Annotated in this window: 13 protein-coding genes and 1 pseudogene; 9 read left to right on the top strand and 5 right to left on the bottom strand. The window is 43.5% G+C overall.

Going from position 1 to position 14,026, the window contains the following annotated elements; all coding sequences use genetic code 11:
- Positions 1-121 precede the first annotated feature (121 nt).
- The 3 genes from F9K33_07400 to F9K33_07390 form a co-directional block, all read right to left on the bottom strand.
- Positions 122-1,270 (bottom strand): alpha/beta hydrolase, encoded by a 1,149-nt coding sequence (locus F9K33_07400; GenBank protein ID KAB2879985.1) that lies wholly within the window; start codon positions 1,268-1,270, stop codon positions 122-124.
- A gap of 50 nt (positions 1,271-1,320) precedes the next feature.
- Positions 1,321-1,545 carry a YjzC family protein gene (locus tag F9K33_07395; protein ID KAB2879984.1) on the bottom strand — a complete coding sequence of 75 codons (225 nt, stop codon included), beginning with the start codon at positions 1,543-1,545 and terminating at the stop codon, positions 1,321-1,323.
- Positions 1,546-1,722: 177 nt separating this feature from the next.
- Positions 1,723-2,292 carry a M15 family metallopeptidase gene (locus F9K33_07390; protein ID KAB2879983.1) on the bottom strand — a complete coding sequence of 190 codons (570 nt, stop codon included), beginning with the start codon at positions 2,290-2,292 and terminating at the stop codon, positions 1,723-1,725.
- 178 nt (positions 2,293-2,470) lie between these two features.
- Here F9K33_07390 and F9K33_07385 point away from each other — a divergent pair, with 178 nt between their 5' ends.
- The 3 genes from F9K33_07385 to F9K33_07375 all read left to right on the top strand — a co-directional run bounded on the left by F9K33_07385 (position 2,471) and on the right by F9K33_07375 (position 4,940).
- On the top strand, positions 2,471-3,073 hold the full coding sequence (locus F9K33_07385) for a sigma-70 family RNA polymerase sigma factor (GenBank protein ID KAB2879982.1): 603 nt from the start codon (positions 2,471-2,473) through the stop codon (positions 3,071-3,073).
- Positions 3,051-3,842, top strand: a complete 792-nt coding sequence (locus F9K33_07380) for a hypothetical protein (protein KAB2879981.1) — start codon at positions 3,051-3,053, stop codon at positions 3,840-3,842. The genes F9K33_07385 and F9K33_07380 overlap by 23 nt, the downstream gene beginning before the upstream one ends.
- A gap of 297 nt (positions 3,843-4,139) precedes the next feature.
- The gene (locus F9K33_07375) at positions 4,140-4,940 is read left to right on the top strand and encodes a CHAT domain-containing protein (protein ID KAB2879980.1); all 801 of its coding nucleotides are present in this window, start codon (positions 4,140-4,142) and stop codon (positions 4,938-4,940) included.
- Here F9K33_07375 and F9K33_07370 read toward each other — a convergent pair.
- On the bottom strand, positions 4,937-5,140 hold the full coding sequence (locus F9K33_07370; protein KAB2879979.1) for a hypothetical protein: 204 nt from the start codon (positions 5,138-5,140) through the stop codon (positions 4,937-4,939). The genes F9K33_07375 and F9K33_07370 overlap by 4 nt on opposite strands.
- Before the next feature lie 127 nt (positions 5,141-5,267).
- Positions 5,268-7,730 (bottom strand): tetratricopeptide repeat protein, encoded by a 2,463-nt coding sequence (locus F9K33_07365; GenBank protein KAB2879978.1) that lies wholly within the window; start codon positions 7,728-7,730, stop codon positions 5,268-5,270.
- Between the two features lie 180 nt (positions 7,731-7,910).
- On the opposite strand from F9K33_07365, the gene topA reads away from it, so the two are divergent.
- The 6 genes and pseudogenes from topA to F9K33_07335 all read left to right on the top strand — a co-directional run bounded on the left by topA (position 7,911) and on the right by F9K33_07335 (position 13,995).
- On the top strand, positions 7,911-10,445 hold the full coding sequence (gene topA, locus F9K33_07360) for a type I DNA topoisomerase (protein KAB2879977.1): 2,535 nt from the start codon (positions 7,911-7,913) through the stop codon (positions 10,443-10,445).
- A gap of 150 nt (positions 10,446-10,595) precedes the next feature.
- A pseudogene (locus F9K33_07355) lies at positions 10,596-10,784 on the top strand (four helix bundle protein).
- 4 nt (positions 10,785-10,788) lie between these two features.
- Positions 10,789-12,264 carry a carbamoyl-phosphate synthase large subunit gene (carB, locus tag F9K33_07350; GenBank protein ID KAB2879976.1) on the top strand — a complete coding sequence of 492 codons (1,476 nt, stop codon included), beginning with the start codon at positions 10,789-10,791 and terminating at the stop codon, positions 12,262-12,264.
- A gap of 20 nt (positions 12,265-12,284) precedes the next feature.
- Complete coding sequence (locus F9K33_07345; GenBank protein ID KAB2879975.1) at positions 12,285-12,467, top strand: hypothetical protein; 183 nt, start codon at positions 12,285-12,287, stop codon at positions 12,465-12,467.
- Entirely contained in the window at positions 12,457-12,936 is a 480-nt protein-coding gene (locus F9K33_07340) for a hypothetical protein (GenBank protein ID KAB2879974.1), read from the top strand. Before F9K33_07345 ends, F9K33_07340 begins: the two co-directional genes overlap by 11 nt.
- 324 nt (positions 12,937-13,260) lie before the next feature.
- Positions 13,261-13,995: an ATP-binding protein gene (locus tag F9K33_07335; GenBank protein ID KAB2879973.1), complete on the top strand. Its 735-nt coding sequence runs from the start codon at positions 13,261-13,263 to the stop codon at positions 13,993-13,995.
- Positions 13,996-14,026 lie beyond the last annotated feature (31 nt).

Here is a 14,026-nt window from a genome sequence, read left to right as displayed (position 1 = left end):
TGAGAAGTCTTTGATCTTCTGTGCGTTCAAGCCATCGGTATTTATGAAAATAACATAGACCGATACCACGGCGCATAATTGCCATAGCGATTTCATAGTAAAAAATCCTTGAGGTTGTCAATTATTTGTCGCTTTTCATGACCCAGGCATTGGCCTGATGCGTGGCCTGTCTCCATGGCCGGTTGCCGTCCTGAGGTATCTCGTCGATACTCTTGCGAATGTCCGCGCAGACGTTGCCGCTGAGATAATAACGGTGCTCGGTGAATCCTTTGTCTACAACGGGCGTGCAATCGACCTGATGAATTTTGTTGTGTAATAGCTGAGGATGGGAAGCGCCATTGGTTCCAAGGCGATCGGGATTACCCTTGGTGTAATCCGAAATGTGAAGCGCTTTATCTTCGCGATTGTAATAAATCGTGACATGGGCGGTTATTTCGCTAAGCATGGCCATCGGTTTTCCCGCTTCGAAAACGTCGTCGTCTATATCCGGCGCGCATAAAAATAGGTGTTCGAAGATCCGCGGCAGAGCAGAACCCGGAGTGAAGTCGTATAAGCGGCGGAGCGAATTTTGCAGAACATAGTTACCCATCGAGTGACACAGGAGATGGATGTTTTGTTTGCAGAGCTGTTCGGGCGGAAGAGTATGTTTAAGCTTCATCAGGAAGTCGCGTAATTTCAATAATCCGCGCGCAAACGCGTAACCGGAAGCCTTGCTCTCCGTACGGTCGGATTTGTAGGACACGAACGGGAGCGCCTTTCCGTCCGAGGGCCAGGTGAAGAGTACGACGGCAACGTTTTGCGCCCGATCGGCTGCCTTGCTCTGACGCAGCATTTCCTGAAGGCCGAGGGCCGATCCGACGGCGCTCTGCCATGACACGTTAAACCCGTGTATGTACACGAGCACATCGGTCGCTTCCATCATGATCGATTTCATTTCGCTAAACATCGCGGCGGAACCGAGTTTTGCATCCTGAGCGGTATCGGCGATCTTCGGATCGATCGATTCCTCGAATGCGCGAATGTCAGCGCTTCCGGCAACGCCGGTAAAATATTTGCTCATGGCTTCGCCGTCTCCCGTTCCGATCTTCCCGGTATCCGAACTCGCAAATTTTGTTACTTTTGCTTCGTCGGCCGAAACAGTGACCTTACCAAACCGTAAATTTTCCAGCCCGTCGTCGCTGAATTTTGTTCCATACCCGGTCGGCTTCCAACGATCGCCTTCGTGTTTTCGGTTGGTCGCATAATACAAGATTCTTTCCGGCATAGACATCTCCCTTAAAAAATGCTGTCTTCCAAATAGTTCGGGATTCTGTGTTGTGTTTAAATTTCTCTATCCCATTTCCACCACGCCGATTTGCCTGCGGAACGCACCGGCGGAAAAACATTGCCTTGTCGTAATGTGATATTGATTTCATCGGATGCGGGACTGGGTTGGTCGGAATGATCGGCATATCGATCAAATATATAGAGCCCGGGCCGAGTACATACCATGCCGGTGATGAAACGAACCCGGGTCGTTCGCGGGTGAGGTGAACTGACTGTCATGGGGAAATGTAATTTGTATTATGGATAGATTTACTAATTTCTAAACAAATTGGAACGAGAACTAATCAGCAGGCCCGGCCAAGCCGGTTTAGAAATGATAGAGCAGAATTCCAATCCCAGTACAGGACCGGCCTTAGCTGATTATGTGACTAGTTAGAGACCCATGAGAATTTAGTATTAATAACCTGTGCACCATTGGAAATGCATCGGATTTTTTTCTCTTCTTTTCCAACTGCCGCCCCATTCAAATCCATAAGACTGGAATATTTCCACGATCTCCGGATGCATATCGCCGCGAGTGCCGGGCAGATTGGTTTCGGGATTGAGGTCGATCGCGATGCCCCAGCTGTGCGTGGATAACCTGGAATCGTTGTATTTACTGCGATAGTTAAAACAACCGCCGTACGAGCGAACATACGGCCTGAGGTTTCTTTCATGAATGATCCGAAAAACATTCGTAAAGGTTGAAATTAGTTTTTTATGGCAGTATATTTTGTCCACTTCAATAGACGGACACGCGGCCAGCGGAATGGTAAAAGGAAGATAGGCCAGGCCCATTTGATCAAGTTCCCATTTGGGTTTTATGGTGCCGTCGTTATTAATGCAATCGAATATGTCGCCAAACATCAACATGATCTCATCCATTTCGTAAGGCGGCGCCGGGTCTCCGGAATTATGTGCTGGAGATGGAGTGTAATTCTGCAGGTTATTCATGGTGTAGACTTTGGTTATTATTTCAGGTAACATGGTTTCGCCTTTGTAAGTAGTATTTGAGTCACTCTCTTGTACATAAGACGGGAAAATGTGAAAATTGCATAAATATTTTTTTAAATTTATTGATTTAACGCAATTAAAGTATTTAAAAATAAAAACTTACACCCGAATAATTTTGTAATTCGATTTGTTAAAACTGACGGTTTGAGAGATGTTTTTATCGTTTGAAAAATTCAGGAACTTTACCGACGGAGAATTAATAGGGTCGTATCGTCATTCACGGGACGAACGCTATCTCAGTGAATTATTTAGTCGTTATGCCTATTTGGTTTACTTTCTCTGCAATAAATATTTTGAAACCAAGGTTGATTCTGACGATGCCGCCATCGAGATCTTTACCAAAATTTCAAACAAGCTCGTGGAAATTGACGTTAAGAATTTCAAATCGTGGCTTTATCATGTAACAAAAAATTTTTGTTTGGACAAAGTTAACAAAAACAATAACATTCAATGTGAGTTTGTTCCTATTTCCGATGATGATGAAAATTTATTTATGCAATTTCCCCAATTTGACCGTCTTATGGGTACCAATGAGGATCAGGTCGAATTACTTCAAGAAGCAGTAAGGAAGTTAGACCCGGAGCAAAAAGAGTGTGTCAAATTGTTCTATTTTAAGAAAAAAAGCTATAATGAGATCATGGAAATAAAACAATGGGATATGGATAAGGTGCGTAGCCGCCTTCAAAACGCCCGAAGAAATATTATAATGTATTTAGAAAAAAGGGGGGTTCATGTTAAAACATCTAAAGTCTAACCGCGCGGTCGGCAATAATTTCGCCGGCCATGATGCCAATTCATGTCTTACGGAAGAGGATATCATCAGATATCTATTTCACAAGATTGCGGACGAAGAAAGGTTTCAGATTGAAAATCATTTTACTGAATGCGATCTGTGTTACGATCTTATTGCCGGAGCGCGTAAATTTAATTCAGAGAAAGAACTCCGAAGCCATCTGGAACAAACCCGTCGGGAGATTCAAAAGAAGTTCCTTCGTTCCGTTCCGGCACGGCGCGGATCGAAGTTGGCTTACTATTCCGCCGCTGCGCTCGTACTTATTGCTTTCAGCGGCTTCGGCTATTGGATGTCGCATGATCCCAACCGTCAACTTGCCGATGAGTACCTGAAGCCATATTCCAATACTATCCCTCTGTCGCGCAGTCAAAGTCAGGAGACTTTACTGGAAGAAGCAATGGCTGCGTATGAATTGGAGGATTACACGCTGGCGAAAGGCATGCTAAGCGAATTTATCGATCAGAACCCGAATAATCTTTCTGCGCATTTATACTGCGGTATAAGCGCGTTGATATCTAACGATGATCTGGAATCGATAGCGCATCTTCAGAAGGCTTCCTATTCTCAAGACACACGTATTGCCGATGCGGCGGAGTGGTATCTTGCGTTAGCGAATCTGAAACTCGATAATATCAATGAGGCGAAAACTATTCTTGTAAGGGTTGTGAATAAAAACGGTTACTTCACGGATTCAGCCCGATCACTTCTGGAACGAATCAAGAACGAATAAAGGGTTCTTTCTTGATCGGCATGGCCGGCTATGTCGTTCTGTAGGAATCTTTTTTGAATTAAAGAAGGAACTCCACGGCAAAGAAAGAATGAATACGAGCAATGAGTAATTGGATCAGAGGTGAACCGGTCTTTCGCTGAGAGTAAATGTCTTAAAGAATTAATGACCCAAGGGGATTTCCTTGTTGTATGGAGGTTTTTTCTTAGGAACTAAAAAGATTCTTACAGAACGACATGCTGGGAACCTTCCCGCTAAAATCAACAGCGAGCCATTAAATTTCCTTTATGAACGCACGATATGATTAAGAAAAAATATTTCATCCGGCTATGTTGCATCGGTATTTTCTTTTTACAATTTCATGTTTTTGGCCAGGATGAGAATGTGGATAAATCAAGAGACACCCTGCGCTTACGCGATCTGCCATGGGCGGAGAAAGAGCTGACCAACGCCTCCGGGTTGGTTCAAAGCGATCTCTATGTCGGACGAAACGCAACCGAAGATGCGTTCAAGCAGAATGCAGGACGGTTTGGAATCATTCATCTCGCCACGCACGTTATTCTGGACGATAAGGAACCGCTGTATTCGAAATTTGTATTTTCCAAAAACCCGGAATCGGAGGAAGACGGGTTTTTGCATTTGTATGAATTGTATTACATGCGGCTGCACGCCAATATGGCTGTGCTCAGCGCCTGTTACACCGGAACGGGGAAGAGCGTAAAAGGCGAAGGCATGATGAGTCTTGCGCGCGGATTTGTCTATGCCGGCTGTCCCAGTGTAGTTATGAGCCTCTGGGCCATAGATGACAAATCGACCTCCGTCATCGTCAATAAATTTTACGAGGGATTGGCGCAAGGCAGCTCGAAAGATGCTGCCTTGCGCGATGCCAAACTATTTTTTATTAACAGCCGTGATCCGGTTTTGTCCAATCCCTACTATTGGGCGGGCCTTGTCACGATCGGCGATACCAAACCGCTGAAGTTGACGCCGCCCGGCGATGACGGTGGATATTGGTTCTTTAGCCTAGTCGCAGTAATCTTCGTCGTGACTTTTTTAACTCTGCGAAAATCAATGACCCGAAAGAAGGTTTTTCTATACTAATTTCCCCCGGTACCGCCACCGTCAGTCGGCGTGTCAAAATAGTGTATACCGTCATTACCATCGTTGTTTATTTCCTGATCGGCAGCCGCTTCTTTATTAGATGAATTACTATTGACAATGCCCTCCGAACCGCCGCATGCTGCGATAGCGAGAATTAAAAATAAATAAAACCATACTGCAATCACTTTTGAGTTTTTCATGACCATTCTCCTTCTAAGTTTGGAAATTTAGTTTATGTACTCATAAGACGGCTGGTTTATAGAAATTGCATAAAAAAATTTTCAAATGCTGGCCGGCGAATACGCAAACAGGACTCTAAAAGTAATATTATTTGAAGATAGAAGGGGAGAATCCGATCAAATTATTTTTTAGATTTGTTTGAAGATCTAAATTTTGATACAGTAAAGTAGAAGAGTAGGCGTAGCTTATATTGAAATCTTTGATCAAATAGGCGAGATCGGAATAATCCATACTTTCACCGGCAGGTTTTGTGAGCAAGGCTTCGAAAGGAATTGTAGACAAGAGTCCGTCGGGTATGATGATGAGATGGGTGGCATCGGTAATCCGAATGGAGTTAATCAGGCGATTGTATAAATAATAGGCCGATTCCGAGTAGGATCTAAAATCTTGTGTTTCAATTCCTCTGCGCATATTGTTAATTTGCTTTAGAATTATTGAATCTGTGTCCAATGCAACCCACCGGAACTGATTATTGTCAATACAAAATACGAAACATTGTCGATCACCGAGATAATATTCCAACAAAACAGAGGAGTCTGGAATATTTTTTTGTAACTCTTCCAGTGAGATGACCGAAGAACGGTATTTTAGATCATAGTATTGAGGATAGGACTCTTCGATAAGCCGCAAATGCTTTTCATATTCGGTGGTCAATGCAAATATTTTATCCTGGATCGTACGATACTTTTTACTTCCAAATTCGTCTTCATTTTGCTCAGCAAAGAGTTTCTTGTTATAGAAACCGATACGCGCCCGTAATTGATTTTCATAATCGAGCAGTGAATCGGGGATACCGGCATTTATTCTGGCCTTCTCATCGATAATGGCTTCGGTCAGTATAACAGCTTTACTTTTTTCAGAAAAAAGGAACGCCTTTTCTACAAATGAACTATCTCGGGTCAAAGTGAAAAGGTCGTACGCCGTGCTGATTCCTTTTTCAAAGATTTGGTTCATTTTTTTACCGAGTAATAATTTTGAATCTTCTGAAGAATATTCGCGGCGAATTTTATCCAACCAAAGGACTGCGGATTCATATGCAGAAAATGACCTCCGCAGGTCTTCCTGCCGCAGCGTTTTCTTGTAATAGATTTCGCGCAGAATATCGCCTTTCATGTCAAAAGCCAATAGCAGTCTGACTGCGTTCACCGTTATCATTTCTGATGTTTCTTTCGATTCGTTCAATACCAACGCTTCAATGGCGCGCGTATTATACCAGAGTGCATTTTTATAATCTCGGACACTCACATATGCATCAGCTATATCCGAATAGGACTGAGATACCTCAATATGTTTCTCACCGTAATATTCTTTGTTTATAGATAAAGCAAGATCGTAGTATCTCAGCGCATCATTGAATTTTCCCTTTTTCAAATATGTGGTTCCAATGTGACTGAATTCATAGGCGCGGCGGAATCCTTTTCTTCCGGGCTTTTCTGTCCATATCAGGAGCGCCCTGTTAAAATAAAACAAGGCGCTGTCATAATGTGTCTGCGTGAGAAGTTGAACTCCTATCTCGTCGCAAACCCGAGCAACTAAAGGATGTTGAGAACCGAATTTCTTTTCCCACATGAACAATGCTTTTCTGAAGAAAAGCAACGCATTCTCAGATTGCTCCGCTTCCTTATAAGCAAAACCCAAATTATAAAGATTATGCCCAATGTTGGGATGGAATTCACCTAAAGTATTCATACTGATTGAAAGAGCTCGATTATAAAATTTGAATGCTTTGTCAAAATCTCTTTTCCCTAAATATATATTTCCAATGACGGTGTAGTTGTGAGCCAGCGTTACGTGATCAGGACCAAAAAGTTGTATTCGTATTTCTAATGAAAGACTGATATAATCTAAGGCTTTTTCTTGATCGCCTTTGAGTTGCAGTGTATTAGCGATGTTGGTATACAGTACAGCCAACTGTCCGCTCTTCTCACCAAGATTTTTTATAAATATGGGAATGACTTTTTGATAACTGCGAAGAGCAGAATTGAAATTTCCATTATCGTATTGCACAAGACCTATATTATTATAGCTCCATCCAATATCCATGTGATCTGTCGGTAATACTTTGAGGCGTATGGATAATGCTCGATTAAAGGATTCCAGCGCTTTTTCATATTCCCCATTGTCCCGATACCACAATCCGAGCTTGTTGATCGCCATGGCCGTGGATGCATGCATTTCACCAAGATGGTGCAGCGCCGTGTCGATCGTTGCTGTTAAGAGTACAAAAGAGGTATCATATTTTCCTAGACGGCGGTAGTTGTCATTGAGATAATTCATACTATTAACATAGTCTTCCCATAATCCGGATTCCTTATAGATCGCGGAGGCGTCCGCAAAATAACTCAACGAACTATCATACTTGCTCTGATCGGTCAACTTTGCGCCGGTCACAAACCATTCACGCGCTTTCGTTGTGTCTGAAGTCAATGGAATTTGCCCAGGAGAAACGTATTCGACCGAGGTGTAATTAATTCGAATCAAGTACGTGGACAAAGCAAGCGCCGCTAAAAAGATCAGCGCCAGAAGGCTATTTCGTCGGCTCATGCTCATGGGTGTTTTATTGAAAAGAATCGGTTGGGACAATGTATGTATACGGTTTTTTTTAAACAAATTATTATTTGTTCATCGCTGTCATAATAAATAACCTTGCATTTGCATCATTTATTTATAAATTAGAAAAATTTTTTTAAATAATTTTATTTTACAAATACGATTATCGAAAGTTTTTTCATGCCGGAAAAAAAAATTAAAAAGAAAAAAACAGTCTTGCCTAAGTCCGTAAAAGCCAAAGCAAAAGCAGAAGCAGAAGAACCTATAGCTGCGGATTCCAAAGCGCCCTCAAAATATTCAAAAGGTAAACGGGGGGGCTTCAAGAAAACGAAAACGGTCAAGGATCATATCGAAATTGAAATTGACAAAAATATAAAACGCGGAAGTAAATCTCTCGTTATCGTCGAATCGCCTTCCAAAGCAAAAACCATCAATAAATATCTCGGAAGTAATTTTGTCGTAGAAGCGTCGATCGGGCACATCAAGAATCTTCCTTCGACTAAATTAGGCATTGACGTAGAGAACGGATATACGCCCGAATACCGTATTATTGACGGCAAACAGGACGTAATTCGCAAACTGAAGACCATGGCGGCTTCGACGCAGGAAGTTTTTATCGCAACCGACCCTGACCGCGAGGGAGAGGCGATCGCATGGCATATTGCGGGAGAAATCGATAAAAATAATCCGAAAATTTCACGTGTTCTCTTTAATGAAATTACCAAATCCGGCATTGCAGAGGCGATGGCGCATCCGCTCAAAATCGACGACAAGTTGGTCAAAGCGCAGCAGGCGCGCCGCGTGCTCGATCGTATCGTCGGGTACAAAGTGAGCCCGTTCCTCTGGACCGTGATCCGGCGCGGAACCTCCGCCGGCCGCGTGCAGTCAGTCGCGTTGCAATTAGTATGCAAACGCGAAGCGGAGATCGAAGCATTTATCACACAGGAATACTGGTCGATCCACTCCAAATTGCAGGCGCGGGATTCCGATCCGTTTAAGGCCTCATTACATTTTGTCGACGGAAAAAAACCGGTGATCGACCGTGACGAAGTTGCGCGCGGCTATGTCGAGGACATCCGGAAAAAAGAATTTATCATCAAAGATATCCGCAGGCGTGAAACAAAAAGAAATGCTTCGGCGCCGTTTACCACGAGTTCTCTCCAGCAGGAAGCGTCGCGGAAAAACAGTTTCTCCCCGAAAATGACCATGATGATTGCGCAGCAGTTATACGAAGGCGTTGAGCTGGGCGAAGAAGGTTTGACCGGCCTTATTACGTATATGCGTACGGACTCCACGCGCGTCGCGGATTCGGCTGTCGCATCCTTGCGTGAATTTATTTACGCGTCCTTTGGAAAAGAATTTCTGCCGCCGGGACCCAACGAATTCAAAAATAAAAAAGCCAATATGCAGGACGCGCATGAAGCGATCCGTCCGACCAACGTCGCCTACACGCCGAAATTGATCGCCAAATATCTCACCCCGCAGCAATTAAAATTATACGAACTGGTGTGGAATCGTTTCGTCGCGTCGCAGATGATGCCGGCGATCATGGATCAAACGACGATCGACATTACGGCGGACGAATATTTGTTCCGTGCGACCGGTTCTATCATGAAATTCCGCGGCTTTTTGCAGGTATATGAAGAAGGCCGCGATGAAGGCGATAAAAAAGACGATAACGGCGATGATGACGAAGTCAACGCGCTGCTTCCACCGGACTTGAAAATTAACGACAAACTTAATTTGATGGAGCTGTTACCTGAACAGCATTTTACCAAGCCGCCCGCGCGCTTCACTGAAAGTTCGCTTATCAAGGAACTCGACACACTGGGTATTGGCCGGCCGAGCACGTATGCTATGATCGTAAGTACGATCGTAGATCGCGAATACGCCGAGATCAAAGAACGTAAGCTTTTTGCGACGGAACTTGGTAAATCGGTCAATCATATATTGAGCAATTATTTTTCGGAGCTGTTTAATATCAAGTTTACCGCAGAGATGGAAGAAGAACTCGACAAGATCGAAGAAGGCGAACTTTCATACAAAAAGGTTCTGGACGATTTCTACCGTGCATTCGCTAAAAACATGAAAGAGGTTGAATCGAAAAAGGCCGAAGTCAAAGAGTCGATGCAGGAAAAGACGGACGAGGTGTGCGAACTCTGCAGCAAGCCGATGATTATCAAGTGGGGCCGGTACGGAAAATTTATGGCCTGCTCCGGATATCCGGATTGCAAAAATATCAAAAAGCTTGCGAAGGATGGCGAAGCTCCGCCGGAGCCGGAAATGACAGATGAGAAATGTCCCAAATGCGAAAGCCCGATGGTGATCAAGATCGGTAAGTACGGTAAATTTATGGCGTGTTCTAATTACCCAACTTGCAAGACGACCAAGCCGATTCTCGACATCGTTCCCGACATTATTTGCCCTAAAGACGGAGGACAGATTGTTCGCCGCAAATCGCGTTTCGGAAAATTTTTCTATGGCTGCGCAAATTATCCGAACTGCGATTTTATTTTGTGGAATGAACCGGTGAATGAGCGTTGTCCACATTGCGATGCCGCATACATGGTCAAGAAAATCACCAAACGTAAAGGCGACTATCTTCTATGTATGACATGTAATCATGAAGAGCCGATCAAAATAGATACGTCGGCTTTGAAACTTGAAGAGCAGAATGGAGAGCCTGTTAATTTTACTGATGAAGAGAATACTTAGTATAATGAATAATGGATAATGATTATTGAATAATAGGAAAGAAAATGTAATTAATGAAATGTCATTCGCTTTTGCAATTAGAATCGCAAATTTATATAAGTTTTTGAAGGAAGAGAAAAAAGAAAATATTCTTTACAAAGCAAATTTTGCGAAACGGCTACTTCGATTGGCGTAAAATTAGAAGAAGCAGATGGCTGTATTTCTAAGGCCGATTTCTCGAACAAAATTTCAATTGCTTACAAAGAAGCGAAAGAAGCCCATTATTGGCTTAATTCTAAAAACCACCTGAATAAAAAAATGAACCTTATTATTCATTACTCATTCTTCATTATTCATTAAGAAAATGCCAAAACGAACCGACATAAAGTCCGTTCTGATCATCGGCAGCGGGCCCATTGTGATCGGCCAGTCTTGCGAATTTGATTATTCCGGCACACAGGCTTGCCGCGCTTTGAAAGAAGAAGGCTATCGGGTTATTCTGATCAACAGCAACCCTGCGACGATCATGACCGATCCGGAAACGGCCGACCGCATCTATATTGAACCTATTACCCCCCAAATGGTCGAGAAAATTATCGAGCGTGAACGTCCCGACGTGCTCCTACCCACGATGGGCGGCCAGACCGCGCTCAACACGGCGGTGGAATTGGTCAAACAAGGCATTCTGGACAAATACGGCGTTGAAATGATCGGCGCAAAATTTGAATCCATTCAGACCGCCGAAGATCGGGAACTTTTTAAAGCCGCGATGGAGAATATCGGCATGAAAGTTCCAAAGGGTTTTTTTGTAAAGGACGTAAAAGAAGGAATGGAAGCGGAAGAGCAGCTTGATTATCCAATCATAATGCGTCCGTCATTCACGCTTGGCGGAACCGGAGGCGCTGTTGCGTATAATATAGATGAGTACAGCGATCTGATCGTAAAGGCGCTGGCCGCAAGCCCAATTAATGAAGTGCTCGTGGAGGATTCCGTGATCGGGTGGAAAGAATACGAACTTGAAGTGATGCGCGATCACAAGGATAACGTTGTTATCATTTGTTCGATAGAAAATTTCGATCCCATGGGAGTCCACACCGGCGATTCCATCACCGTCGCCCCCGCGCAGACATTGACGGATAAGGAATACCAGAAAATGCGCGATGCGGCCATGAAGATTATTCGTACGATCGGCGTGGAGACCGGCGGGTCGAATATTCAGTTTGCGATAAATCCAAAGAACGGCGATATGATCGTGATCGAGATGAATCCGCGCGTATCGCGCAGTTCCGCACTTGCATCCAAAGCGACGGGATTTCCTATTGCAAAGATCGCAGCCAAATTGGCCGTCGGATACGCATTGGATGAAATTCCGAATGACATCACCAAAAAAACGCCCGCTTCATTCGAGCCAACTATAGATTACGTGGTTACAAAAATTCCGCGTTGGGATTTTGAAAAATTTCCCGGCGCTAATACGACGCTCAATGTTCAGATGAAGTCGGTTGGCGAAGCAATGTCGTTCGGGCGTAATTTCAAAGAGTCTCTGCAAAAAGCGTTGCGTTCGCTTGAAAACGGACGTTACGGTCTGGGCGCCGATGGGAAAGATGTATGTGACATTGATATCGCCGATGATAAAATGCGTCAGGCGATCCTGAAGGATGTTATCAAACTATTACGCGTCCCCAACGCCCAACGTATTTTCGCGATCCGTGATGCGATGAAGCTGGGAATGACGGTGGAGGACATTCACAAACATTCTTATATTGATCCTTGGTTTTTAAATAATATTAAGGAGATCGTGGATTTTGAGACGGAATTAAAGAATGCAATATTAGAATAAACCTATTCGTTCACACCATAATGAACAACACCGATCAGCCAGAAATTATTGAAAAAGGAAATGAACCGATCATCAGTTCAGACGGCGTGGATCTCACGTTAATCCGCTGGATGCTATCCCTCTCTCCTCAAAAAAGAGTAGAAACGCTTCAAAGCCAATTGAAAAATATTTTTCTTCTAAGAAAAAAACGCCATGAACCCTGATTTTATAAAGATCCTTGAAATCTTAACAAATCATAATGTCAAATTTTTTGTAACCGGTGGCGTATCTGCTGTGATTCAAGGGGCTCCCATAACGACTTTTGATCTTGACATTGTGCACGAACGTTCTGAAAAGAATTTATATAATCTCTTTGACGCATTACGCGAGATAGGCGCGTTTTATAGAACAAGAACGGATATTAAAATCTTTCCCGAGTTGTCTGCACTGGGCGGTGCAGGACATCATCTTTTGATGACCAAATTCGGCCCGTTGAATGTGTTGGGGAGCATCGGAAATAGAAGAGAGTTTAAGGATTTCGATTCCGAAACAGAACCGATTCAATTGGAAGCCTATTCGATCAAGGTTCACACTCTCCGAAGCCTGATTCAAGTGAAAGAAGAAATCGGAGCTGAAAAGGATAAGGCCGTTCTGCCCATTCTGAGAAGAACGCTTGAAGAAAGCAAGAAATGAACGGAACGTCAATTCACCCGCGATCCGGAAATTCTTAAAAGTCATTGATAATAACCCCTCTTCTGCCTACATTTAACATACTACTCTGAATATCATGTCTAAACGTTTAGAAACTAATCTCAAAACTCAAATAACCTGCTAAGTGAAGATTTCTTAAATACACAAGATTTGTATTAAAAGATTACTTGAACGAAGATATCACACGAATTTGTGATTAACTTGGTTTTCCAAAATCCGCTTGTGCAGACAAGCGGTGGTATTCCCTGTTTTTTTCGGATGAAGTCTTACACGGTTTTTCATCACTCCGTGCGGTGAAAGAGAGTTATGTATTATTGGATTCTCATCATCTATTTTTTTGCCAGATCAATTCCTCATCTGATCGCGCAGTCAACAGATACTTATTCAAAAGAAATAGGCCGTCCTTTTCAGAGAAATTACACCACGAAAGATTACAACACGGGCACACAGAATTGGTCCATTGTGCAAGATCATCGCGGCGTAATGTATTTTGGAAACAATGAAGGGGTTCTCGAATATGATGGTGTTAGTTGGCGCCTTATAGTCATTCCGAATCATACGGTCGTACGGTCACTGGCGATAGATACTACGGGGCGAATTTACGTCGGGGCTAAAGGTGATTTCGGCTTTCTTTCGCCCGATTCTATCGGCCAATTGCAGTTCGTTTCCATGCTGGATAAGGTACCTCAATCGTACCGCGAATTCTCTGACGTGTGGGATATTTGGCCGACTCCCGAGGGTATCTACTTCAATGCGTACAAATATGTTTTCAGGTGGGTTTTTTGTGAATTGAAGATTAACGAGGTTATCACGAGTGTTCAGGATAGCGGACAAGGCTTGAATGAGAATGATTTACAACAAATATTCAGTTCGTTTAAACGCCTCAGTGCCCGGCCAACGGCCGGAGAAGTCAGCACGGGTTTGGGATTAGCCATTGTGAAGAAGATCGTCGAAAAACACGGCGGTCGCGTCTGGGTAGAAAGCGAAAAAGGAAAAGGTTCGACCTTCAGTTTCTCACTGCCGATTCATCCTACTACATAATGACAACAGGTCAAAAATTCTTAATAGCTAT

The sequence above is a fragment of the bacterium genome (assembly GCA_008933615.1).
GTDB lineage: Bacteria > CLD3 > CLD3 > SB21 > SB21 > SB21.
This window is presented reverse-complemented; position numbering and strand designations above follow the sequence as displayed.